We start from the raw sequence: 22,458 nt of genomic DNA, 5'->3' as shown, positions 1-22,458 counted from the left end.
CGTTCGGTCGGCTTCCGGTGCCTCGGCCATCGGCAGCATGGTCAGGTGAAAGCGCTCGTGACGTCCGTTCTGCTGTGGCCTGCCGGGTGCGATCCGCTCCAAGGTGATGCCGAGCTTGATGAAGCGCACGACAAGCGGCGTCAGCCCGGTGACGCCGGCCGATGCGAAGGGCGGGCCATTGTCGCTTCTGAAGCGATCCGGCAGGCCATGCTCTTCAAACAGCCGTTCGAACACCGGCCAGGCTTCGCTATCGGCCGTCGACCCCGTCGCTTCGAGCGCCAGAAGATAGCGGCTCGACGCATCCATCACCGTCAAGGGTTCGCAACGCCAGCCGTCGCGGGTCCGGAACCAGCCCTTGTGATCGCCAGTCCACACCGCGTTCGGTTCTTGCGGCTGTGGCCAGGGTCCATTGCCGCAGGCCCGCAGGCGGGGTCGCTTGCGGGCGCGGACAAGCCCATGCCGCGCAAGGATCGCGCCGACCGTCGAGGCTGAAGGCCACATGAACTCGGGAGCCGTGCGCCTGAGCCGTGCCACGATCTTCTTTGGACCCCAAAGCGGATGCAGCTCCTTGGCCGCCACAATCCGCTCAACCAGATCCTGAGCTGTCGCACGGCCATGATTGAGCGGTGCTCGCGGCAGGTCGTGCAAACCCTCAGGCCCAAACGTCCGATAGCGTCCTAGCCATTTGTAGCCGTTCTTGCGTGAGATCCCGTAGGCCGCACAAAGCGCAACCATCGTCTCATCCCCAGAAAGACACTCCACAACAAACCGTAGCCGCTCGTCCATGATGCCAGTCTCTCGCCAAACCATCGCCCGTCCTCCGGCGGACAAGAAAACTGTCACCCATGCTATCGGTCCATTCTGTTACCTATCTATCCGGTTCGGACAGGTCAGCCCTTTCTCCGTCACTATACGGGGAGAAATGCCAGGCAGGGCAATGAGGGGCAGCGCCTGCATCTGTAATTGGCCGATAAGAGCCTCAAACCGGCCGCTTCTTCGGTTTCTTGTTCTTCGGCGGTCCAGCCTTGTCGAATTTCGGTTTCCCGGCCCAAGGCTTTGCATCGCCGGGGGGCCGTTCCCGCTTCTCGAATTTCGGCTTGTGTGCGCTTTGCGGCGCCTCGAACGGTCGCTTGCCGCGATGCGGCTTCTTGTCCGGCTTCGGCGCCTGGTAGCCGGCCCGCGACAGGTCGGGCGTGCCGTCCAGGCGCTTCACCACGATGTTGCCCTGCAGCTTCTTGTCGGGGCCGATGGCGGCGAGGAAGCGATCGGCCCAGTCGGCCGCGATCTGCACGTAGGTCTCATCCTGTTGCATCTTGATGGAGCCGATCTCGCGCTTGGAGATGTTGCCGGTGCGGCACAGCATCGGGATCAGCCAGCGCGGCTCGGCATTCTGCTTGCGCCCGATCGACAGCGAGAACCAGACACTGTCGCCGAAATCGTCGCGCCGGCCTGGCGCTTCATCGCGGCGCTCGAATTTTTCGCCCGCCGGTTTGTCACGCGAAGGCGTGAACGGTGCGACATCCGTAAGCTCCTCGGGCGCCGAGCGGCTGGCGCGGCATTGGCGCACGAAGGCGGCCGCAATCTGTTCGGCGCCATGCCTGGCCAGAAGCGCGTCGATGAAGCCGCGCTCGTCCTCGGCCACCGGCTCGTCGAAGGCTGGATCGGCAAGGATGCGCTCGTCGTCGCGCTTGATGACGTCGTCGGCCGAGGGCGGGCTCGCCCATGTCGCCTTCAGCCCTGCATTCTGCAGCAGGCGCTCGGTGCGCTTGCGGGCGCCGTTGGGCACGATCAGCGCGCTGACACCCTTGCGGCCGGCGCGGCCGGTACGGCCGCTGCGATGCAGCAGCGTTTCGGGATTGGTCGGCAGATCGGCATGGATGACCAGTTCGAGATTGGGCAGGTCGATGCCGCGCGCGGCGACATCCGTGGCGATGCAGACTTTGGCGCGTCCGTCGCGCATCGCCTGCAGCGCGTGGGTGCGTTCGTTCTGGCTGAGCTCGCCCGACAGTGCGACGACGGAAAAATTGCGGTTGTTGAAGCGTGCCGTCAGATGATTGACGGCGGCGCGGGTGTTGCAGAACACCAGCGCGTTCTTCGCCTCGTAAAAGCGCAGCACGTTGATGATGGCGTTCTCGCGGTCGGGATAGGCGACATTCAGCGCCCGGTATTCGATATCGAGATGCTGCTTTTCCTCGCCGCCGGCCGAGATGCGTACGGCGTCGCGCTGATAGCCTTGCGCCAGCGTGGCGATCGAGCGCGGCACGGTGGCCGAAAACATCAGCGTGCGGCGCTGAGCCGGTGCGGCATCGAGGATGAATTCGAGGTCCTCGCGAAAGCCGAGGTCGAGCATCTCGTCGGCCTCGTCCAGCACCACGGCTTTCAGCGCCGACATGTCGAGGGAGTTGCGGGTGATGTGGTCGCGCAGGCGGCCGGGCGTGCCGACGACGATGTGGGCGCCGCGCTCCAGCACGCGCCGTTCGGAGCGCATGTCCATGCCGCCGACGCAGGACGCGACGGTGGCGCCGGTCGGCGCGTAGAGCCATTGCAATTCGCGCATCACCTGCAAAGCGAGCTCGCGCGTCGGCGCTACGGCCAGCGCCAGCGGTGCGCCAGCCTGGTCAAAACGTTCGGCGCTTCCAAGAAGGGTCGGCGCCAAAGCGAGGCCGAAGGCGACGGTCTTGCCTGAGCCGGTCTGCGCCGACACCAGAGCGTCGGACTCGCCGAGCTCCAGCACGGCCTTCTGCACTGGCGTCAGCTCGGTATAGCCGCGTTTTTCCAGCGCCTCTGCCAGCGCAGGAACGATACGTTCGAAATTGGACATCTCACTCTTTCGGAATTCGGGGCATGGGCTCATCATGCAGCATATGCCGGGGCTGGCGCCACGCCAGCCAAACACTATTTGGGCGTTCGTACTTCTTGCGGCCGCTATTGTACAGGGCAAGCGAGTGCCTTGCCGCAATTGACTCCTGACGCAAACCGCGTAAAAGCCGGCATCGAACGGGATCATTTTCGATGCGCGGCCTTCTGATGGCTCTTCTTGCATTCGACTTCCCCGGCCACAATCATGGGGCCGGGCGCGTTGGCGCGTCTTACCGTTCCAGCAAAACTATGGCCAAAACCACCACCAAAACGGTGTGATTCCCTTGGCCTAACCACCCTCTCCCGGGTCCGGCCCGGGGGACGAAACCCGCATTGGCCGGCGGGTTTTCTCCAAAAACCAAGCGGAGAGGGACAGGAGATTTCTGATGAGTTTCAAGGTTGCGGTAGTCGGCGCCACGGGCAATGTGGGTCGCGAAATGCTCAACATACTGGAAGAGCGCGGCTTTCCGGTAAGCGAAGTCGTGGCGCTGGCCTCGCGGCGCAGCCAGGGCACCGAAGTGTCGTTCGGCGACCGTTCGCTGAAGGTCAAGACGCTCGACCAGTATGATTTTTCCGACACCGACATCTGCATCATGTCGGCCGGCGGCAACGTCTCGAAGGAGTGGTCGCCGAAGATCGGCAAGCAGGGCTGCGTCGTCATCGATAACTCGTCGGCCTTCCGCTACGACCAGGACGTGCCGCTGATCGTGCCGGAAGTGAACCCGGATGCGATCTCGCTGTTCACCCGCAAGAACATCATCGCCAATCCGAACTGCTCGACGGCGCAGCTGGTCGTGGCGCTGAAGCCGCTGCACGATGTCGCCACCATCAAGCGCGTCGTCGTCGCCACCTATCAATCGGTATCCGGCGCCGGCAAGGAGGGCATGGACGAACTCTTTACACAGACCCGCGCGGTGTTCGTCGCCGATGGCGTCGAGGTCAAGAAGTTCACCAAGCGCATCGCCTTCAACGTCATTCCGCATATCGACGTCTTCCTCGACGACGGCTCGACCAAGGAAGAGTGGAAGATGGTCGCCGAGACCAAGAAGATGCTCGACCCCAAGATCAAGCTGACGGCGACCTGTGTGCGCGTGCCGGTGTTCATCGGCCATTCCGAAGCCGTCAACATCGAGTTCGAAAAGCCGATCACCGCCGACGAGGCGCGCGACATCCTGCGCGAAGCGCCGGGCTGCCAAGTCTTGGACAAGCGCGAGGATGGCGGCTACATCACGCCGCTGGAATCGGCCGGCGAGGACGCCACCTTCATCTCGCGCATCCGCGAGGATTCGACCATCGACAACGGCCTGTCGATGTGGATTGTCTCCGACAATCTGCGCAAGGGCGCGGCGCTGAACGCGGTGCAGATCGCCGAGCTGCTGGTCGAGCGCGGCCTGATCCAGCCGAAGAAGAAGGCGGCATAGTTTATTCGCTCACGGGCCGTATCGCCGCTGCCGCGGCGGGCCCTCCGCGGGGGCGCCGGAAAGCCGGCGGCCCGCAGTCGCGGGCTCGGCCTTCGGCCGAAGCCTTCCTTCTCCCCGTTCACGGGGAGAAGGTCCCGGCAGGGGGATGAGGGCAGCGCTGACCTTTGTTGAGAAACGCCTTTGAACGATCCCACCAAAATCGTGCTGCGCCCCGCCACGGCTTTGGATGCCGCGACCATCGCCATTGTCATGCGGGCCGCACTTGGCTCGTTCTCCTGGATGCCGGTCATCCACACGCCGGATGAGGATCTTGCCTTCATCCGCGAGATCGTGCTGTCCCGGCAGCAGGTGACGGTCGCCGAGGCCGGCACGGCATTGTCGGCTTCATTGCCCTGAGCGGCGATTGGGTGGAACAGCTCTATCTCGACCCCGCCTGGATGGGGCAAGGCATCGGCAGCCGGCTGCTGGTGCAAGCGACCGCCGCGCTACGGATCGTTAAACTGCATTGCTTCCAGGCCAACACCGGCGCGCGTCGCTTCTACGAGCGCCATGGCTTTCGCCCCGAGGCGTTCGGCGCGGGCACCACCAACGAAGAAGGCCTGCCGGATATTCTCTACGTGCGTCGAGCTTGATATTCAGCCGGCGTTATCCTTGGCCAGTTGGCGCAATAACTCCATCGCTTCCTCGGCCCGCTCAGCGGGCACGAACAGATGGTCATGATAGAAAGCAGAGACCGGATTGACGCCCATGCCGGCGGCGGCCAGCCGGGCGGTGATGGCGGCGAGGAAGCCGACGGCTTCCAGCGAGGAGTGGACGTTCAGGGTGATCATGCGGCAGCGGAAGGCGGACTGCAGCCCGGCGGCCTGGTCTTCGGGCAAGATCAGCGTCGTGCCCTCCTTCTCGCGAAACAGCATCACCGGATTGAGCGTCTCGGGAACCGGTGCACCGGGGACCAGGGTGGCGAAGACATGGACGCCGGGAAGCAGTTCCGGCGTCATCGCCGCCAGCAGCTTTTTCAGATCAGTCTCGCCGGCCATTCGCTCGTCTCTCGCCCAGCCCTATCAATAGCCGTGACTGGTGGATGTCGATAGTCCGTCAAGGTCGAGGGACAGCACCCCCCTCTGCCCTGCCGGGCATCTCCCCCGCAACGAGGGAGATCGGCGGTTTCGATGCTCCGCTCATTCATGGAACATTGCCGAAGCGGTCGAGCGTGTAATCTCCCCCCTTGCGGGGGAGATGGCCGGCAGGCCAGAGGGGGGTGTGAAGGATCGCCACGCAGCGGCTTTTGCTTGCTGCTACCCAAAAAGAATCCGCACCCTGTAGGATCGCCGCCCCATCGCTCGTCCTTGGTCCGAAGCCAGCAAACGGCTCGAACCGCTTAGGAGGGAACACCCGTGAGTATTTCTCAAACCATGCCCGTCTCATCGGGCGCCCTGTGGACCGGCCGCGTGCTCAGCGGCCTCATCATCCTGTTCATGATCTTCGACGGCGTCATCAAGCTGCCGCCGCTCGATGTCGTCACCCAGACCATGGTGCCGCTCGGCTGGCCGGCCGATGTCAATGTCGCGCGCACGCTCGGCATTATCGGGCTGATCTCGACCGCGCTCTATGCGCTGCCCCGCACCTCGGTGCTCGGCGCCATCCTGCTCACCGGCTATCTCGGCGGCGCCATCGCCACAAATATGCGCGTCGGCAGCCCGTTGTTTTCGCACACGCTGTTTAGCGTCTATCTCGGCATCATCCTGTGGGGCGGTCTCTATCTGCGCGACCCAAGCGTGCGCGCCCTGATCCCGTTCAGCCGTTAAGCGAGGAGAAAAACATGCTCAGCACCATTCTCATCCTCCTGGTCGTCATCATCGCCGCCGTGCTCATCTATGCGGCGACGAGGTCGAATGATTTCGTCACCGCCCGCACCGCCAGCATCAAGGCCGCGCCGGAAGCGATCTTTCCGCTGATCAACAATTTCAAGCAGTGGCCGGAATGGTCACCCTACGAAAAGCTCGACCCGCTGATGAAGCGCACGCTGTCGGGCGCTGATGCCGGCAAGGGCGCCGCCTACGCCTGGGAAGGCAATGCCAAGGCCGGCAAGGGACGCATGGAGATCGTCAATTCCGTGCCATCCTCGCTGGTGTCGCTGAAGCTCGACTTCGAGAAGCCGTTCCGGGCCAGCAACAGCGTCGACTTCACCCTGAAGCCCTCGGGCGACACCACCGCAGTCACCTGGGCAATGCGCGGCAGCCGGCCCTTCATTGCCAAGCTGATGGGCCTGTTCATGAGTTTCGATACGCTGATCGGCAAGGATTTCGAGGCTGGCCTCGCCAATCTGAAAAAGGCAGCCGAAAGGTAGAAAAGCCTGGATTTTCAACAAGCTCGGCGGCGGTCGGCACGAATGTGACCGGCGCGGACACCGCGATCTCTCACGTCATCGGGATCAAATCAGCCGTCTGGGAGTTAGAGCCGTGGCGGCGAGGACGGCGATCCGCGTGAGAGAGGAACGATAATGAAAAGAGCGATGATCATTCTGGTACTGGCGACCGCACTGGGTGCGTGCTCGCAAACCGAAAAGGGTGCCGCGGTCGGCGGCCTCGGCGGCGCGGCGGTTGGCGCAGCTGTGGCAAATGATCCGGTTCAGGGCGCCGTCGTCGGCGGCGCCGTCGGCGCCGTGGCCGGCGCGCTGATCGGCCGTGCCAGCGAAAGCGGTCAATGTCGCTACCGCGGCCGCAACGGGCGCACCTACATCGCCAGCTGCCCCGACGGTTATTGAACACAGCCAGGTCCAACATCGGAAACCGGCGGCTATAGATCGCCGGTTTCGCTGTTGCCTAAGGCAGCTGGACCATGGCTGCCTGCGCTACAGCAATCCCCGGATATGCTCCCAAGCCAGGCGGCCCAGGCGCGTGTCGGCGTCGTCATTGCCGCCATGGGCACGCAGCCTCGAGCGCGGCGTGATTTCGCCCGGCAGCAGAATGCGGTGGCCGGCGTCGGGCACTGAGACGAGGCAGGTGGTCATTGCGGTGTCCTGGCGACGCCGAACGATCGACTGGGCAAAATCCAGCGATGGCCATAGCGCGTCGTCGCCGCCCGCAACCAGAACAATGTCCGCTGAAATAGCTTCGGCGGGAATGGCAGCCTTGGCCGCTGCGTCCTCGAAGGTTTGCAAGGCATGCAGGAAGAGCCGCCGGTAGGACACCAGACCATCGACATACTCGGCGTTCCAAGCGGGATTGCTTGGGACAAACGGCAAAGGAATCCCCTCGATCGTCCACGACGATCGTTCCGGCCAGCTGACGCCGTCGCGGCCCGGCCCGATATTGCCCCAGACCACCGATGTCGGGCTGATCGCAACCACGACGCCGATGCGTGGACCGTGAGCCGCCGCAAGCAGGGAGGCCTCGGCGCCTTTCGAGGTCCCGACATAGACGATGCGCCGGCATCCCATCTGGACAAGATAGCCGGTCGCCGCGAAAAACGTTTCGAGCGGGATCTCGCAAATGCCGGGCACCTGACCTTCGCCGCCAAACCATTGCAGCGCGAGAGCGGATGCTCCTTCCTTGGCAAAGAGCCGGGCGCGGGTGACGTCGATGCGGCCGCTCGATCCGCTGAGCACGACGACGCCTGTCGTGGCGCCGGCGCATCGCAACAGCGTTCCGGCTACGCCGCCGAAAAGGGTCTCTTCCGTGACGGTCCGCTCAGTCATCTTTCGTTCGAACGCATATGACATCGCCGCACATAGCAAAACGGCGGGCACAGGCCCGCCGTTTTGTCGATGCGATGACGCGATGCTTATTCGGCGGTGGCGGCTTCCGCTTCGGCCGGGGCTGCAGCAGCGGCGGCAACGGCGGCGGCAGCGTCTTCCTGGGCCTTCTTCAGCAGAGAGGCGCGTTCCTGCGCCTTCTTGCCGGGCTCGGCCTTCTTCGGGTTGGAGCGGGCTTCGCGCTTGAGGAGGCCGGCCTCATCGAGGAAGCGCAGCACGCGGTCGGTCGGCTGAGCGCCGTGCGACAGCCAATGCTTGACGCGGTCGGCGTCGACCTTGACGCGCTCGCCGTCCTTGGGCAGCAGCGGGTTCCACGAGCCGATCGACTCGATGAACCGGCCGTCGCGCGGCGAACGGGCGTCAGCAATGACGACGTGGTAGTAAGGGCGCTTCTTCGAGCCCGCACGGGCCAGTCTGATCTTCAAGGGCATTTCATTTCTCCTAAATTTCTGATTTCAGTGTTGGGTTAATGGCTTTGTCTGGTGCAGGTCGTTGTCCCAAAACCGCTGCGCACTTTTGGGCGACATGCACTTTGTTAGCCGGTTCTGCTTGCGCCGTTGGACGCGGCGATCTGCTCGTGATGGCGGATCACTTCGCGGACGACGAAGTTGAGGAATTTTTCCGCGAAATCGGGGTCGAGATGAGCGTCCTTCGCCAGCTGGCGAAGGCGGGTGATCTGCTCCTGCTCGCGCGCCGGGTCGGCGGGCGGCAGGCCATGCTCGGCCTTGAGCACGCCGACCGCCTTGGTGCAGCGGAAGCGCTCGGCGAGCATATGGATGAGGGCGGCGTCGATGTTGTCGATCGAGGCGCGATAGCCGGCCAGGATGGTGCGTGCGTCGGCCATGTCTTTTTCTTCGTTCATAGCGTCCTCACTTCTTCTTTCCGAGACCGGGCAGACCACCGCCGCCAAGGCCGGGAAGCTTCATGCCGCCGGGCAGACCGGGCAGGCCACCGCCGCTCGGGGTGGGCAGGCCCTTCATGCCGCCAAGGCCGGGCATCTGCTTCTGCAAGGCTTCGAGCTGCTTGGGATCCATCTTGGAGAGGTCGGGCATGCCGCCCATCATGCCCCCGGGGCCGCCCATGCCGCCAGGCATCATGCCGCCGAGGCCCATCTTGGAGGCAAGGCCGCCCATCATGCCGCGCATCAAGCCGCCGCCTTTGCCCTTGCCGCCCATCGCCTTCATCATGTCGGCCATGCCGCGATGCATCTTCAAGAGCTTGTTGATCTCGGCCGCATCGGTGCCGGAGCCGGCGGCGATGCGCTTCTTGCGCGAATGTTTCAGCATGTCCGGATTGGCGCGCTCGGCCTTGGTCATCGACGAGATGATGGCGAGCTGGCGGCCGAACATCTTGTCGTCGAGGCCGGCGGCCGCCATCTGGTCCTTCATTTTGCCCATGCCGGGCATCATGCCCATGATGCCGCCCATGCCGCCCATTTTCGACATCTGCTGAAGCTGGCCGGCAAGGTCGTTCAGGTCGAACTTGCCCGACTGCATCTTTTTGGCCATCGCCGCCGCCTGCTCGGCGTCGATGTTTTCGGCGGCCTTTTCGACCAGCGAGACGATGTCGCCCATGCCGAGGATGCGGTCGGCGATGCGCTTTGGGTGGAATTCCTCCAGCCCGTCCATCTTTTCGCCGGTGCCGATCAGCTTGATCGGCTTGCCGGTGACGGCGCGCATCGAAAGCGCGGCACCGCCACGGCCGTCGCCGTCCATGCGGGTCAGCACCAGACCGGTGATGCCGACGCGCTCGTCGAAGCTTTTGGCGAGGTTGACGGCATCCTGGCCGGTCAGCGAATCCGCGACCAGCAGGATTTCGTGCGGGCTCGACACCTTCTTGATGTCGGCCATCTCCACCATCAGCGGCTCGTCGATATGGGTGCGGCCGGCGGTGTCGAGGATGACGACGTCGTGACCGCCGAGCTTGGCTGCCTGGACGGCGCGCCTGGCGATGTCGACCGGGTTCTGGCCCGCAATGACAGGCAGCGTCGCGACTTTGACCTGCTCGCCGAGCTGGCGCAGCTGCTCTTGTGCCGCGGGCCGCCGCGTGTCGAGCGAGGCCATCAGAACCTTCTTGTTCTGGCGCTCGGTCAGGCGCTTGGCGATCTTGGCCGAGGTCGTCGTCTTGCCGGAGCCCTGCAGGCCGACCATCATGATGACGACCGGCGCCGGCGCATTGAGGTCGATGGCGACGCCCTCGGCGCCGAGCATGTCGACCAGCTCGTCATGGACGATCTTGACGACCATCTGCCCGGGCTTGATCGACTTTACGACAGCCGCGCCGACGGCCTTCTCGCGCACCTTGTCGGTGAAGGAACGCACCACTTCCAGCGCAACGTCGGCTTCGAGCAGCGCACGGCGCACCTCGCGCAACGCCGCCGAGACATCAGCCTCCGACAGCGCGCCGCGGCCGGTCAGGCCGTTCAGGATGGAGCCAAGGCGCTCCTGAAGTGATTCAAACATTGGTCAACCCGCCGCGCGAGAGCGCCTCGGATTCATGGTGATCCCTGTCGGGCCGATGGCCCTCCACGCCTCTTGTGCGCTCCTGCAGCGATTCAAACATTCCGTTTCCTTTTTCTCAGGCACCCCGATGGTGCCCGAGAGGTAGTGCGTTCGCGCCGCTCATCCAAGCAAAGCTCAAAACCAAAAGGCACCCGGGGGCGCTCAGCGCTGCCGGGTGTTGGCCTCCAGGATCTGTTTACAGCACCCACCTCAAAAGGTTTTGGCGTCCTGGTCGGCTTGCTCAGAGGGATACTCGTCGCGGATTTCGGGGCTGTAGACAGGAAATCGGCCGAAGAGTCAAGACAAGGGCGGCCTCCCGGTCTCTGGATCGGTCCCTGTTTAGTTCACCCTGCACCCCGAGGGTCGGCCGTAACCTTCAGCGGCGAGCGCGGGTGCAGAAGCAGCAGGATCGTCAGCAAGGTGCAGACGATACCGATGGCGGCGATGATGACGGCATCCGTCGTCGTCCAGTCCGGACCTTCCAGCGGCTTGGCGTTGAACAGGGCAAAGGAATTGTAGTTCTCCTGATGCGAGATCAGCAGGAAGCCGGTGAGATTGTTGCCGAGATGGGCGCCGAAGGCGGCGCCGAGATTGCCGGTGACATAAACCACCAGCGTCAACAGCAAGGCGAAGGCGGCGATCGAGGCCAGCACGCAGGCGTTGATGGCAGGGGTCGAGCCCGGGCTCCAATGCAAGGAGGTGAACAGCAAAGCGGGCAGTAGCGCCCACACGTAAGGGCTCTCGAAGCGCTTGGCCAGGCCGCGCAGCAGATAGCCGCGAAACAGCATCTCCTCGGACGAGGTCTGCAGCAGGGTAAGCGCCACGATCGGGAGCAGGAACAGCAGCCAGGTCGACAGGTTGATCGTGCCGCGGGCGATTTCGGGCTGTAGCCAATAGAGCAGGAGTTCGGAAAGCGCCGATGTGATCAGCACCGCGATCAGGCCCTTGACGAAGCCCGACAAGGACACGCGGCGGCTGGCGCCGAAAAGCGCCGAGAGCGGCTCGCCATGGACGAAACGCATGGCAAGCCAGAGGCCGAGCCAGATGCCGGCAAACGAGGTGAGTGCGGTGAGTATGCCGATGGGCGAGGCCAGAAAACCCTGAAGCGGCCCGCGCGGATCGCCCGGCAATACATGCCAGATGATGGCGACATAGGTGCCGCCAAGCACCACAACCAGGGTGATCGCCACCCAGAACAGGACGACGACCGCCGTTCCGATTATCAGCCGCGGCAGGTTCGTCTTATCGGTGGCCGTGTTGCGATAGCGCTCGAAGGCGGTTGGATCTGATATCACGCGAGTTCCTCTGCCGAACGCATCGGGTCGCATGATCTATGGGATCGTCGGCTTTCGCGCAATTGCTGCTGTTCAGCGAGCCCTTGTGCCGCCCTCAGCCTCGGCAGGAGGGCGGCACTAGTTCACTTGTCATTCTTTCCAGGCAAAATCAGCGCACGACGTACATGATGCGCCGTGTCTGCGGGTCGACCAGCGCCTGCTGACCATTCACATAGACGTAGCGGTAGCGGTAGTCGGGGATTTCGCGCAGTTCGACCGTGTCGGGCAAGGTAGCACCGGTTACCACCTCGCCCTCGAGATAGACCGGATCGAGCCGGTGCGTGCTGACATAGGTGCCGACTTCCGCCGGTGGCCTGTCGATGGCGTCGACGGGGCCGTCGTCGGACAGAATCGCACCGGTATAGGTATCGGGATAATCATCCTGCGGCGGTGTAACCACGGTGATGGCGGCGTTGGCGGGGCGGCGTGTCAGAACGACCCGGTTGCCGCCGAAATCGGCCGTGACATAGTCGGAATAGACCCAGCCCTGGCCTCCGGCTTCGGCAATGGTGCACCATTTGCTGTTTTCGATGCAGCCATTGAGCGTCGCCGACTGGCCGGCGGCGAGCACGCCGATCACAGGATATTGCGGGCCGGGGCCGGCGCGCACATTAAGATCGGTGACGGCCGAGACGGCGGTATCGGCGAGTGCCGCACCCGACATCGCGACAAGCGCCCCGGCGACGGCCGGAAACAATATGCGTCTCATGGTTTCTCTCCCTTTCATGGTCCCTCGCGACACCAAACGAAACCAGAACGCATGCGTTCCGGCTAAAATACCGACGCCAGCTCACGATTTGTTCCGGTTTCTTTCGGCAAACCGGTCAAAAGCTCATGCACGAAGCTGAGTTTCTGCGCCGTCACGTCCGAAATGACGAAGGGATAAAGGTCGGGCAGGCCCATGCAGCGGTTGATCGAGTTGGAGGCTTCCGAGAGTACCAGCCAGCGGGCGAGAATCTTTTCGAACGGCTCGGGCACGGCGTCAGGTTCTGCGGGCGCCGCCTGCAACCGGCCGCCGGTGTCGCCTTGCGGCAGCACATTGGTCTCCATCGTCTCAAGCTGGCCGAGTGGAAAATTCAGCGCGTGCACCATCTCCAGCGTGTCGGTGATGTGGAGATGGTGCGCCCAGGTCTCGGCCCAGTCTTCCCATGGATGCGACGTCGCATAGGCGGAGATGTGGTTCTGCTGCCAGTCGGGCGCAGCGCCATTGGCGTAATAGGCCTTCAGCGCCTGCTCGTAGTCGGGGCGTTCGTCGCCGAACAGCGCCCGGAAGGCATCGAGCCGTTGCGGCTCGTCGCGGATCAGCCGGTCCCAGTAGTAATGGCCAAGCTCATGACGGAAATGACCGAGCAGCGTGCGGTAATTTTCGCCCATCTCGACGCGACGCCGCTCGCGCTCGGCCGAGTCCGCCTCGGCGACGTTGAGCGTGATCAGGCCGTTGTCGTGGCCGGTAAGGATGCGTTCGCCGCCGGGACCGCCGCCGATCGGATCGGCAATGAAGTCGAAGGCGAGGCCGATTTCGTCGCCGTGCTTGTGCTTGGGCGCGACCGGAAGGCCGAAGGCGAGCAGCGAATAGACGGCGCGCTTCTTGGCCGCCTCGACGCGAATCCAGCGGCGGCGGTTGCCGTCGACGGAGAGGTCGGGGATCAGCTGGTTCAGCACGCAGGCGCGGCAGTAGGTATGACCCGGTTCGGCCATCCAGTTGCAGGCGCATTCATCCGCATTGGTGCAGTGGAAGATGCCGTCGACGTCAGACAAGGCAAAGCGCGCATGCTCGGGATCGTAAAGCACGAGACTCCCGCAATTCAGGCACTGCGCATTCTCGAAGTAGAGGCGGTGGCCGCAATGCGGGCAGTCGAACAGTTTCATGTCGATCTCGATGCGTCAGGCGTTGGCGTATGGCGTCAGAGGAGGAATATGATGCGGAGCGGCGCCTCGCCCAAACGCCCGCCACGGGCCGCCGTTCCATGCCCCCGTCACCTCTTTTTACCCGAGCAGCGAATTCGCCTGCCCGGCACCGGGCGTTTCGGCCACAATAAGCACTTGATCGTAAGCAAATTCCGCTGCATTGGCCAGGGTAGCGCCGGGGGTACGGTGACAATGGCGCGTTTCGCTGGCAAGTTCGCAACCGGGACGTGATTCAGGCAATCAGGAGAAAAAGCATGGCATTGCTTGCCAAGGGAAAGATTATTGCTGCCGCGGTGGTCGCGGTACTTGCGCTGGCGACGGGCGCGCAGGCGGCGGCCAGCTGCGGCAAGACCGGCGCGGGCTTCGAGGCGTGGAAGCAGGACTTTGCCGCGCAGGCCAGGTCCGAAGGTGTCGGCGGGAAGGGTCTGGCTGCTCTGGCCGGTGCCAGCTACGCGACAAAGACAATCTCCGTCGACCGCGCCATCCACAAGGCGTTCAGCGGTTCGGTGGACGCCTTCATGAAGCGTCGTGGCGGAGCTGCGATCATTTCCAGGGGCCGTGCGCTGAAGAAGTCGAATGCAGCGATGTTCGACAGGATCGAGAGCAATTACGGGGTGTCGCCGGGCGTGTTGCTGGCCATCTGGGGCATGGAAACCGGCTTCGGAGCCTCCCTGGGCAACCAGAACACGGTCTCCGCCATTCTGACGCTTGCCTATGATTGCCGTCGCCCGGGCTTCTTTTACCCGCATGCCATTGCGGCGCTGAAGCTGGTCGATCGCGGCGCGCTGAGCGCCTCGTCGGTCGGCGCTGCGCATGGCGAGATCGGCCATACGCAGTTCCTGCCCGGCAATGTCCTGAAGTATGGCGTCGGCAACGGAAATCTGCGCGACAAGGCGACGGCCTTGGCTTCGACGGCCAACTTTCTCAAGGCTCATGGCTGGCGGGCGGGTGCGAGCGCGAGTGCGAATATGGGGGCCATCGCCGGCTGGAATTCCGCCAGCGTCTACCAGCAGGCCATCGCCCAGATCGCCGACGCGATCGACGGCGGCTGATAGAAACCTCTATTCGATGGAGAGCCCGGCCATGTGCCGGGCTCTTTGTTAATGAGAACGTCAGAATCCAATCGCTCGAAACGACTCCTGCACACTGCTCTCAATAATGCGCGTAGCCGCTCAACGGGCATTTTTGGGAGATGGGAACCTGGAAGGCGCCATCGACACCGCTGCAGTTGCGGTACTTGGACGTTCGCGGCGCGGTGGCTTTCGCCCTTGACCTGCCCTTAATGTCCACTCCTGTCGGTTGGTCCGCGTGCGCGTAGCCGCTTAACGGGCATTTCTGGGACGCGGGAATCTGGAAGGGGCCGTCAAAACCATTGCAGCTACGCAAGTTGGACGCCCGTGTCGTCTTGGCGCGCGTGGCAGCCTTTGGCCTGCCTTTAATGTCCACCGAGGTCGGTTGGTCGGAATGCGCGTAGCCGCTTAACGGGCATTTCTGGGACGCGGGAATCTGGAAGGGGCCGTCAAAACTTTTGCAGGTGCGCAACTGCGGTGCTGCCAGGGCCTGCGATCCGTCAAAGACGATTGCGGCCGAAAGCAAGAGAAAAATACTGGTCTTCATTGTCGAACTTCCTCTGTCCAGCACGTAATTTAGATCGGACCGCTGTCAATCGCCTTTGATGACCTTCCAGATGTCCGTGGACTGGTCGAACTGGAGGCGGTTTATGTCGGAGAAGGTCAGCCGGCCGCTCTTCATGGCATCGACAAGGCGCCGGCATAGCAAAGGCGGCATGCGTTCCAGGGAAACGCCCATGAAAGCGGCGATCTCGTGTTTGGCCGATATGTTCGATATGGCCACCTTGCTGATGCAGCGCTCGTACGCCGCCTTGGGATACTCACTCACTTGCTCCTGTCCGGTTTGGCAACCGGCAAGCATGGCGGCCATTGCAGGCAACACTAAAAACCACGGCTTCATGTCAAATGCCCCCATCGATCATGATGAGAGGCTAGATACGGCTGCGCAAATATCAAGCATTAAAAGGCGGGTACGTCTTTTGCAATAGTTGGCGCAAATAAAACCAGGCATCTCCGCCGGGTTTTCCTGGAATAGTAGTTGGGCTCAACCCTTGCGGTTGCGCGCGGCCAGCGTTCTCAGCCGCAGCGCGTTGAGGCGGATGAAGCCGGCGGCGTCCTTCTGGTCGTAGGCGCCGCGGTCATCCTCGAAGGTGACCAGCGCGTCGGAATAGAGCGTCTTCTTGGACTTCCGGCCGGTGACCATGACATTGCCCTTGTAGAGTTTCAGGCGCACCGTGCCTTCGACGTCTTCCTGGCTCTTGTCGATCATCGCCTGCAGCATCAGCCGCTCGGGCGAGAACCAGAAGCCGTTGTAGATCAGCTCGGCGTAGCGCGGCATGAACTCGTCCTTGAGGTGGCCGGCGCCGCGGTCGAGCGTGATCGATTCGATGGCTCGGTGGGCGACGATCAGGATGGCGCCGCCGGGGGTCTCGTAGACGCCGCGCGATTTCATGCCGACGAAGCGGTTCTCGACCAGATCGAGCCGGCCGATGCCATTGTCGCGGCCAAGATCGTTAAGCGCCGTCAGCATCTCGGCCGGCGACAGTTTCTTGCCGTTCAGCGCGATCGGGTCGCCCTTCAAGAATTCGATCTCGATCTCGGTGACCTTGTCCGGCGCGTCCATTGGCGAGACGGTGCGCTGATGGACGAATTCCGGCGGCTCGTTCCACGGGTCTTCCAGCACCTTGCCCTCGGAAGAGGAGTGCAGAAGGTTGGCGTCGACCGAGAACGGCGCCTCCCCCCGCTTGTCCTTGGCCACCGGGATCTGGTGCTGCTCGGCGAAGTTGATCAGGTCGGTGCGCGACTTGAACGACCAGTCGCGCCACGGCGCGATGACCTTGATGTCGGGATTCAGCGCATAGGCCGACAGCTCGAAACGCACCTGGTCGTTGCCCTTGCCGGTGGCGCCGTGCGCAATGGCATCGGCGCCGACCTCCTGGGCGATCTCGACCAGGTGCTTGGAAATCAACGGGCGGGCGATCGAGGTGCCGAGCAGGTAGGTGCCTTCATAGACGGCGTTGGCGCGAAACATCGGGAAGACGAAATCCGAGACGAATTCCTCGCGCACATCGACGACGCGGATATCCTTGATGCCCATCATCTCAGCCTTCTGGCGCGCCGGCTCCAGCTCGCCACCCTGGCCGAGATCGGCGGTGAAGGTGACGACTTCGGCGCCGAGCTCGGTCTGCAGCCATTTCAGGATGATGGAGGTGTCGAGACCGCCGGAATAGGCGAGCACGACCTTCTTGACGTCTTTTGTCTTGGGCATTGCTGGGGACATTTTGGCGGTTCCGCGCGTGAGTTTCGCGGGCGAGGTATCACGGCATTTCCGGCCAGCGCAAGGGATGAACGGGCGCCGGCCGCCGCAGCCGCTGGACCAGATGCGACGCCAGTCAGTTGCTGGCGTGAGCGGGGAGGCTGCGTTATAGACCGACGATCATTCGCCAGGGGCCACCGATGTCCTTCATTCCCGACACCACAATACTGATCCAGTTCGCCATCGCCACCATGATCCTGGCGATCACGCCGGGGCCGGATATGACGCTGTTCGTCTCGCGAACACTGAGCCAGGGCCGCGCCGCCGGCTTTGCCTCGCTGGCGGGTGCTCTGTTCGGCACGCTGATCCATACAACTTTGGTGGCGGTCGGCATCTCGGCGCTGATCGTCGCCTCGCCGATGGCCTTCCTGGTGCTGAAAATCTTCGGCGCCGCCTATCTGGTGTTCCTGGCCTGGCAGGCGATGACCAAGGGCTCGGCGTTTTCACCGCAGAAGAAGAACGGGCCGCAGATTTCGCTGTTCCGCAGCTGGGCCGCCGGACTCGGCGTCAATTTGCTCAACCCGAAGATCATCCTGTTCTTCATGACGTTTCTGCCGCAGTTCGTCTCGGCTCACGATCCGAACGCGCCGGGAAAACTGTTCTCCCTCGGCCTCATGTTCATCGTGCTGTCGATCCCTGTGACGGCGCCGATGGTGTTTGCCGCGGAAAGGTTTTCGGCGGCGATGAAGGCCAGCCCGCGCGTAACGCGGGTCGTCGACTATCTCTTTGCCGGTGTGTTTTCGGCCTTCGCGCTCAAGATCCTGACCGCTCAGGCGAAGTAGCGGCCTGCCACCAGCTTCCGGCCCAGCGGCCGGCGCTTAGCCAGTAGAAGATGCCGCCGACCATGCCGCAGCCGATCACCGCGGCGATGGCGCGCGGTTCGGTGACGTCGAAATCCACGTTCTGGTGGACGAAGCCGAGGAAGGCCGCGGCCACCAAGCCGCCCGCGAGTGCATAGAACAGCCAGTCGCGGCGGCTGAGGACCTCGGAGATCAGGATTGCGACCACCGCCGGTATGAAAGCGAAATAGGCGACAAACAGCGCCACGAACGGGATCGAAAAATACAGCGCCGCGGCCGCCGCTGGGTGCGCATCGTCCGGCATATAACCGACGGAAGCCAGGAACAGCACGTTGAGAAAGGCGCTCGCCGCCAATGAGGCGACGACATAGCCGAACAGGATGACAGCGAAACGGAGGATATAGGCGAAGAGGCGGCTCACGCCTCGCCATGCCCCGCAATCATCATGGCTTCCAGCGCCAGGCGGTCGACCTTGCGCATGCGTTCGGATTCGGATTTGAGCTGCCCGCAGGCGGCCAGGATGTCGCGGCCGCGCGGCGTGCGGATCGGCGAGGCATAGCCGGCATTGTTGATGTAGTCGGCAAACTTCTCGATCGTCTCCCAGTCCGAGCTCTGGTAGTTGGTGCCCGGCCACGGGTTGAACGGGATCAAATTGATCTTGGCCGGAATGCCCTTGAGCAGCTTGATCAGGCCCTTGGCGTCCTCGATGGAATCGTTGACGTCCTTCAGCATCACATATTCGAAGGTGATGCGCCTGGCGTTGGACAGGCCCGGGTAGGCGCGGCAGGCCTCGATCAGTTCCTTCAGCGGATACTTCTTGTTGATCGGCACAAGCAGGTCGCGCAGATCGTCATTGGTGGCGTGCAGCGAGATCGCCAGCATGACGCCGATCTCCTCGCCGGCGCGGAAGATCTCGGGCACGACGCCGGAGGTCGACAGCGTGATGCGGCGCTTCGACAGCGAAAGCCCATCACCGTCGGAGGCGATCAGCAGCGCCTTCTTCACCGCCTCGAAATTGTAGAGCGGCTCGCCCATGCCCATCATGACGACGTTGGAAACTTTGCGGCCCTCGGCCGGGACGATGGCGCCGTCGGGTGTGTCGCGGTCGGGGAAGTCACCCAGCCGGTCGCGGGCGGTGAGCAATTGCGCCAGGATCTCTTCCGCCGTCAAATTGCGCACCAGCTTCTGTGTGCCGGTGTGGCAGAACGAACAGGTCAGCGTGCAGCCGACCTGCGAGGAGATGCAGAGCGTGCCGCGGCCTTCTTCGGGAATGTAGACGGTCTCGATCTCGACCGGACGGCCGGCACCGCGCGGCGGAAAGCGGAACAGCCACTTGCGCGTGCCGTCGGAGGAAATCTGCTCCTCGACGATTTCGGGCCGGGCGACGGTAAAATGCTTGTCGAGTTCGGCGCGCAGATCCTTGGAGATGTTGAACATGCCGGCAAAATCGGAGACGCCGCGCACATACATCCAGTGCCAGAGCTGTTGGGCGCGCATTTTCGCCTGGCGCTCGGGCACGATGCCGGCACTGATGAGGGCCTCGCCGAGCTCGGTCCGGGTCAGGCCGATCAGCGACGGCTTCTCGGGCGTGGCGCGAGTGCGCAACGCGTCGCGTGCGCCCTCATTGGTGAGATCGAAGGAAAGGGTCATATCAGCGCCAATATAAGCGAATTGCGGCCGATTTCATCATCGTGCCGAAAAGAAGCGCGGCGCATAGCACAGGTTGCGGCGAGAGTCATGCGGCGGGAACCGCGCTAGCCTACTTGCACTTGGCGATCGACGTCAGCGCGGCCGAGATGCCTTTCAGCGAAAACACATAGGTCGTCGGATTGCCGCGGCCAGACTTCGCCGAGACCTTCATGTCGGTGCCAGTCTTCATGGCGGCGATCAGCACAGGCTCTTCGGCGGCGTTCTCGACCCAGGCCGACTTGCCGCGGGTGAACATCGAGAACGTCTTCTTGTCGATGGTGACGGTGGCCTTGGAGCCTTCCTGGAATGTGTAGCCGGCGATGAATTGCGGCTCGTAGGACACTTGCTGGCCCGGGCGCTGGCTGACGAAGAAGAACATGTCGCCGTGATCGAGCGTCGGCGGCTGCTTGTCGGTCGGCACGGTGAGCACATAGCAGACCTTGCCGCCCTGCGCCTGGTAGCTGTAGGTGCCCCAGGCATTGTGCTGGCCGATCTTGGTCGCCTGCTGCGCCAGCGCCGGCGCGGCAAAGGCCACCAGGACCAGGCTCGAGACTAGTGCAATCAATCCGCGCATCGCTTTTCCCGTATTCCAAATGGTGCGGGGCAGGCCGGCTTGGCGTCCTGCCCGTCGCTTCATTTTGATTTAATCTGGGTTACCAAACGGTGAATTTCCCTCGGAAAAGGACATTCACCCATGGAAACCGCCGCCATTTCCGCGCCACTTCTTGAAAAAACGGCTTTTCGCAATGTCCCTGCGGCGACTTGGAGGCCACGAAAGCGGCAAGAGTTTGACTTTTTGAACGGCCGCAGCGGAACCCGAAGCCAAGCCGCTATCGTCCTGTTTGAGCGGAGGATTTCTTCTGAACCCAGTTGTTAACGCGACCGCCGATTCAGCTCTTGTCGGCGATCGCCTCCTTGGCGGCCTTGCGGTGCGCAGGGGTGATATGGGCGCTTACGGCGGTGATCGCGGCGGTCAGCACGGCGATGTCGTCGGTGAAGCCGAGGCCGAAGACGAAATCGGGGATGACATCGACCGGCAGCACGAAATAGCCAAGCGCTGCCATCAATATGCCCTTGGCACGCAAAGGCGTCTTCCTGTCGAGCGCGCAGTAATAGCCGGCCACGACCTCTTCCATGAACGGAATCTGTCGGGCGGCCTTCTTGGCCGTGCGCCAGAATTTGGCGCGCACTTCACTTTCGTCGCCGAGCTTGCTGCCGAAGCCGAAGAAATCAAAACCGGGCTGCTGCGCCATCAATCCTCTCCTTGCCGGCCGTCGCGCTACGCGTTGCGCGCGGCCGCCACAGAAAATGTGGTGAAAGTCCCGGTCCACTGCAAGAGGATGGCGCCGATTTGGCGTTGCCGCCCCAGCGTTCAGCCGCCTGCATACCCATTCATCTTCTTGGCGAGCGCGATGTCGAGCGCGGTGACACCGCCAGCATCATGGGTGTTGAGCGTCACGTCGACAGTCTTGTAGACGTTCGACCAGTCGGGATGATGGTCCATCTTCTCGGCGGCCAGCGCGACGCGGGTCATGAAGGTAAAGGCTTCGGAAAAATTCTTGAAGACAAAGCTGCGCTTGATAGAGGCGCCATCGGCTGCCTGCGACCAGCCAGGCAGTTCGGCCAGTGCGGCGGCGATGGCGTCCTTGCTGAGTTTCTCTCTCTTCATGATGATTTCCCGTGCTATCCCAGATATCGACCCTCACCATAATGCAAGTCGCCCAAAAGTCCTTTGCGTTTTGGGCTTCCAAATGCACGAACGGCGCATATCGAATGAGCGTAAAGCCGATAAATTCCATACTCTTCGTCTGCCTCGGCAACATCTGCCGTTCACCCCTGGCCGAAGGCGTGTTTCGCGCCGTGCTGGCGGAGCGCGGCCGCGACATGGTGCTGGACGATATTGTGCTGGACTCTGCGGCGACCGGCGGCTGGAACCTCGGCGAAGCGCCCGACCCGCGCTCGATCGCGATTGCGGCCCGCCACGGCATCGACATATCAGGGCAGCGGGCACGCAAGGTCAGGCCGGGGGATTTTTCGCGCTTCGACCTGATCCTCGGCATGGATCGGCAGAATGTCCGCGACCTCAAGGCGTTGGCGCCGGCCGGTGGGCGCGAACGTATTCATCTCTTGGCAGAGTTTGCGCAGGGCAAAACCCGCGACGTGCCGGATCCCTATTATGACGGGGCCGAAGCGTTCGCTTCGGTCTACCGCATGATCCGCGAAGCGTCGGAGGCGCTGGCGACGAGATTGGTGGCGCGGGCGTCGACGCCGGAGAGCGGCCACGCCTCCTCGACAATGTAGGGACCGCCGCCGACCGAATCGCGCGACGACATCAGCACGAAGCGGCCGACGCGAAACGGTAGCGTCGCAAAATTGCCGCGCGCCGACAGGTACTGGGCGACGTCGAGCGGGCTCGAATTGCGCAAGCGTGCCAGCGTAACATGCGGGGTGAACTTGCGCGGGTCGGCGGGCAGGCCGAGCCGCTGGCAGATGCGGTCGATTTCGCTCTGCAGCGCCGAAAGGTCGGGCGAGGCGAAGACGCCGGCCCAGACGGCGTGCGGCTTCTTCTGGCCGAAAGCGCCAACTCCGGACAGGGTGAGCGAGAAGGATGGGCGGTGCACCCGGTCGAGCGCGTTGGCGATTTCGTCGGCGATATGGCCTTCGACGTCGCCGATGAAGCGCAGCGTCAGATGGTAGTTTTCGACATCGATCCAGCGGGCTCCGGGCAGGCCGCCCCTGAGCAGGGACAGCGAAAGAGCGGCGTCACGCGGTATTTCGAGGGCGGTGAAAAGACGCGGCATGGTG

Annotated in this window: 28 protein-coding genes; 9 read left to right on the top strand and 19 right to left on the bottom strand. The window is 63.2% G+C overall.

What is annotated here, in order from left to right:
* Both NKI88_RS18085 and NKI88_RS18080 read right to left on the bottom strand, forming a co-directional pair.
* A partial coding sequence (locus NKI88_RS18085; RefSeq protein ID WP_352656423.1) for a helix-turn-helix domain-containing protein occupies window positions 1-810 on the bottom strand: 810 nt, incomplete at its 3' end.
* 169 nt (window positions 811-979) lie between these two features.
* Window positions 980-2,821 carry a DEAD/DEAH box helicase gene (locus tag NKI88_RS18080; RefSeq protein WP_352656421.1) on the bottom strand — a complete coding sequence of 614 codons (1,842 nt, stop codon included), beginning with the start codon at window positions 2,819-2,821 and terminating at the stop codon, window positions 980-982.
* A 424-nt stretch (window positions 2,822-3,245) separates the two neighbouring features.
* On the opposite strand from NKI88_RS18080, the gene NKI88_RS18075 reads away from it, so the two are divergent.
* The 3 genes from NKI88_RS18075 (at window position 3,246) to NKI88_RS18065 (ending at window position 4,912) form a co-directional block, all read left to right on the top strand.
* Complete coding sequence (locus tag NKI88_RS18075; protein WP_023671698.1) at window positions 3,246-4,280, top strand: aspartate-semialdehyde dehydrogenase; 1,035 nt, start codon at window positions 3,246-3,248, stop codon at window positions 4,278-4,280.
* 180 nt (window positions 4,281-4,460) lie between these two features.
* Window positions 4,461-4,676, top strand: a complete 216-nt coding sequence (locus NKI88_RS18070; RefSeq protein ID WP_023706770.1) for a GNAT family N-acetyltransferase — start codon at window positions 4,461-4,463, stop codon at window positions 4,674-4,676.
* 11 nt (window positions 4,677-4,687) lie between these two features.
* Window positions 4,688-4,912, top strand: a complete 225-nt coding sequence (locus NKI88_RS18065; RefSeq protein WP_352652303.1) for a GNAT family N-acetyltransferase — start codon at window positions 4,688-4,690, stop codon at window positions 4,910-4,912.
* 3 nt (window positions 4,913-4,915) lie between these two features.
* Here the strand turns inward: NKI88_RS18065 and NKI88_RS18060 are convergent, their stop codons facing one another.
* Window positions 4,916-5,317, bottom strand: coding sequence for an ACT domain-containing protein (locus tag NKI88_RS18060; protein ID WP_023694551.1), 402 nt, complete (start codon window positions 5,315-5,317; stop codon window positions 4,916-4,918).
* Window positions 5,318-5,674: 357 nt separating this feature from the next.
* Here NKI88_RS18060 and NKI88_RS18055 point away from each other — a divergent pair, with 357 nt between their 5' ends.
* From NKI88_RS18055 to NKI88_RS18045, 3 genes are all read left to right on the top strand, one after another.
* Complete coding sequence (locus tag NKI88_RS18055; RefSeq protein ID WP_023687655.1) at window positions 5,675-6,085, top strand: DoxX family protein; 411 nt, start codon at window positions 5,675-5,677, stop codon at window positions 6,083-6,085.
* Window positions 6,086-6,099: 14 nt separating this feature from the next.
* Window positions 6,100-6,627: an SRPBCC family protein gene (locus NKI88_RS18050; RefSeq protein WP_023706768.1), complete on the top strand. Its 528-nt coding sequence runs from the start codon at window positions 6,100-6,102 to the stop codon at window positions 6,625-6,627.
* Window positions 6,628-6,780: 153 nt separating this feature from the next.
* Window positions 6,781-7,044, top strand: coding sequence for a YMGG-like glycine zipper-containing protein (locus NKI88_RS18045; RefSeq protein WP_023687657.1), 264 nt, complete (start codon window positions 6,781-6,783; stop codon window positions 7,042-7,044).
* Window positions 7,045-7,131: 87 nt separating this feature from the next.
* Here NKI88_RS18045 and NKI88_RS18040 read toward each other — a convergent pair whose 3' ends face one another.
* The 7 genes from NKI88_RS18040 to NKI88_RS18010 all read right to left on the bottom strand — a co-directional run bounded on the left by NKI88_RS18040 (window position 7,132) and on the right by NKI88_RS18010 (window position 13,738).
* A complete protein-coding gene (locus NKI88_RS18040; protein WP_352656418.1) occupies window positions 7,132-7,977 on the bottom strand; it encodes an acyl-CoA thioester hydrolase/BAAT C-terminal domain-containing protein in 846 nt (281 codons plus the stop codon).
* A gap of 86 nt (window positions 7,978-8,063) precedes the next feature.
* Window positions 8,064-8,465 carry a 30S ribosomal protein S16 gene (rpsP, locus tag NKI88_RS18035; RefSeq protein WP_023671705.1) on the bottom strand — a complete coding sequence of 134 codons (402 nt, stop codon included), beginning with the start codon at window positions 8,463-8,465 and terminating at the stop codon, window positions 8,064-8,066.
* 104 nt (window positions 8,466-8,569) lie between these two features.
* Window positions 8,570-8,896 carry a chorismate mutase gene (locus tag NKI88_RS18030; protein WP_352656416.1) on the bottom strand — a complete coding sequence of 109 codons (327 nt, stop codon included), beginning with the start codon at window positions 8,894-8,896 and terminating at the stop codon, window positions 8,570-8,572.
* Window positions 8,897-8,903: 7 nt separating this feature from the next.
* The gene (gene ffh, locus NKI88_RS18025) at window positions 8,904-10,496 is read right to left on the bottom strand and encodes a signal recognition particle protein (protein WP_352656414.1); all 1,593 of its coding nucleotides are present in this window, start codon (window positions 10,494-10,496) and stop codon (window positions 8,904-8,906) included.
* Window positions 10,497-10,879: 383 nt separating this feature from the next.
* Window positions 10,880-11,830: a CPBP family intramembrane glutamic endopeptidase gene (locus tag NKI88_RS18020; RefSeq protein ID WP_352656412.1), complete on the bottom strand. Its 951-nt coding sequence runs from the start codon at window positions 11,828-11,830 to the stop codon at window positions 10,880-10,882.
* A gap of 148 nt (window positions 11,831-11,978) precedes the next feature.
* Window positions 11,979-12,578: a DUF1236 domain-containing protein gene (locus NKI88_RS18015; protein ID WP_023671709.1), complete on the bottom strand. Its 600-nt coding sequence runs from the start codon at window positions 12,576-12,578 to the stop codon at window positions 11,979-11,981.
* Between the two features lie 62 nt (window positions 12,579-12,640).
* On the bottom strand, window positions 12,641-13,738 hold the full coding sequence (locus tag NKI88_RS18010) for a zinc-binding metallopeptidase family protein (RefSeq protein WP_023730269.1): 1,098 nt from the start codon (window positions 13,736-13,738) through the stop codon (window positions 12,641-12,643).
* Window positions 13,739-14,031: 293 nt separating this feature from the next.
* On the opposite strand from NKI88_RS18010, the gene NKI88_RS18005 reads away from it, so the two are divergent.
* A complete protein-coding gene (locus NKI88_RS18005; protein WP_023671711.1) occupies window positions 14,032-14,829 on the top strand; it encodes a lytic murein transglycosylase in 798 nt (265 codons plus the stop codon).
* A 100-nt stretch (window positions 14,830-14,929) separates the two neighbouring features.
* On the opposite strand, the gene NKI88_RS18000 is transcribed toward NKI88_RS18005, so the two are convergent.
* The 3 genes from NKI88_RS18000 to NKI88_RS17990 form a co-directional block, all read right to left on the bottom strand.
* On the bottom strand, window positions 14,930-15,394 hold the full coding sequence (locus NKI88_RS18000) for a hypothetical protein (RefSeq protein ID WP_352656409.1): 465 nt from the start codon (window positions 15,392-15,394) through the stop codon (window positions 14,930-14,932).
* Window positions 15,395-15,439: 45 nt separating this feature from the next.
* Window positions 15,440-15,748, bottom strand: coding sequence for a hypothetical protein (locus tag NKI88_RS17995; RefSeq protein ID WP_352460998.1), 309 nt, complete (start codon window positions 15,746-15,748; stop codon window positions 15,440-15,442).
* 144 nt (window positions 15,749-15,892) lie between these two features.
* Entirely contained in the window at window positions 15,893-17,116 is a 1,224-nt protein-coding gene (locus NKI88_RS17990) for an argininosuccinate synthase (RefSeq protein WP_352656428.1), read from the bottom strand.
* Between the two features lie 188 nt (window positions 17,117-17,304).
* On the opposite strand from NKI88_RS17990, the gene NKI88_RS17985 reads away from it, so the two are divergent.
* On the top strand, window positions 17,305-17,946 hold the full coding sequence (locus NKI88_RS17985) for a LysE family translocator (RefSeq protein WP_352656407.1): 642 nt from the start codon (window positions 17,305-17,307) through the stop codon (window positions 17,944-17,946).
* On the opposite strand, the gene NKI88_RS17980 is transcribed toward NKI88_RS17985, so the two are convergent.
* The 5 genes from NKI88_RS17980 to NKI88_RS17960 all read right to left on the bottom strand — a co-directional run bounded on the left by NKI88_RS17980 (window position 17,918) and on the right by NKI88_RS17960 (window position 21,322).
* Window positions 17,918-18,385, bottom strand: a complete 468-nt coding sequence (locus NKI88_RS17980) for a hypothetical protein (protein ID WP_023694539.1) — start codon at window positions 18,383-18,385, stop codon at window positions 17,918-17,920. The two genes, NKI88_RS17985 and NKI88_RS17980, sit on opposite strands and share 29 nt — an antisense overlap.
* On the bottom strand, window positions 18,382-19,614 hold the full coding sequence (gene rlmN / locus NKI88_RS17975) for a dual-specificity RNA methyltransferase RlmN (RefSeq protein WP_352656405.1): 1,233 nt from the start codon (window positions 19,612-19,614) through the stop codon (window positions 18,382-18,384). The genes NKI88_RS17980 and rlmN overlap by 4 nt, the downstream gene beginning before the upstream one ends.
* A gap of 109 nt (window positions 19,615-19,723) precedes the next feature.
* Window positions 19,724-20,227 carry an invasion associated locus B family protein gene (locus NKI88_RS17970; RefSeq protein ID WP_023671718.1) on the bottom strand — a complete coding sequence of 168 codons (504 nt, stop codon included), beginning with the start codon at window positions 20,225-20,227 and terminating at the stop codon, window positions 19,724-19,726.
* A gap of 316 nt (window positions 20,228-20,543) precedes the next feature.
* A complete protein-coding gene (locus NKI88_RS17965; protein WP_023805922.1) occupies window positions 20,544-20,906 on the bottom strand; it encodes a YkvA family protein in 363 nt (120 codons plus the stop codon).
* 119 nt (window positions 20,907-21,025) lie between these two features.
* A complete protein-coding gene (locus NKI88_RS17960; RefSeq protein WP_023698863.1) occupies window positions 21,026-21,322 on the bottom strand; it encodes a 4a-hydroxytetrahydrobiopterin dehydratase in 297 nt (98 codons plus the stop codon).
* A gap of 104 nt (window positions 21,323-21,426) precedes the next feature.
* Between NKI88_RS17960 and NKI88_RS17955 the strand changes: the two genes are divergently transcribed.
* On the top strand, window positions 21,427-21,954 hold the full coding sequence (locus NKI88_RS17955; RefSeq protein WP_352656403.1) for a low molecular weight protein-tyrosine-phosphatase: 528 nt from the start codon (window positions 21,427-21,429) through the stop codon (window positions 21,952-21,954).
* Here NKI88_RS17955 and thpR read toward each other — a convergent pair.
* Window positions 21,858-22,454 (bottom strand): RNA 2',3'-cyclic phosphodiesterase, encoded by a 597-nt coding sequence (thpR, locus tag NKI88_RS17950; RefSeq protein WP_023671722.1) that lies wholly within the window; start codon window positions 22,452-22,454, stop codon window positions 21,858-21,860. The genes NKI88_RS17955 and thpR overlap by 97 nt on opposite strands.
* Window positions 22,455-22,458: the final 4 nt, after the last annotated feature.

The sequence above is a fragment of the Mesorhizobium sp. M0317 genome, assembly GCF_040321555.1.
Lineage (GTDB): Bacteria > Pseudomonadota > Alphaproteobacteria > Rhizobiales > Rhizobiaceae > Mesorhizobium.
The sequence above is the reverse complement of the archived record's forward strand: the minus strand, read 5'-3'. Positions and strand labels throughout refer to the sequence as shown.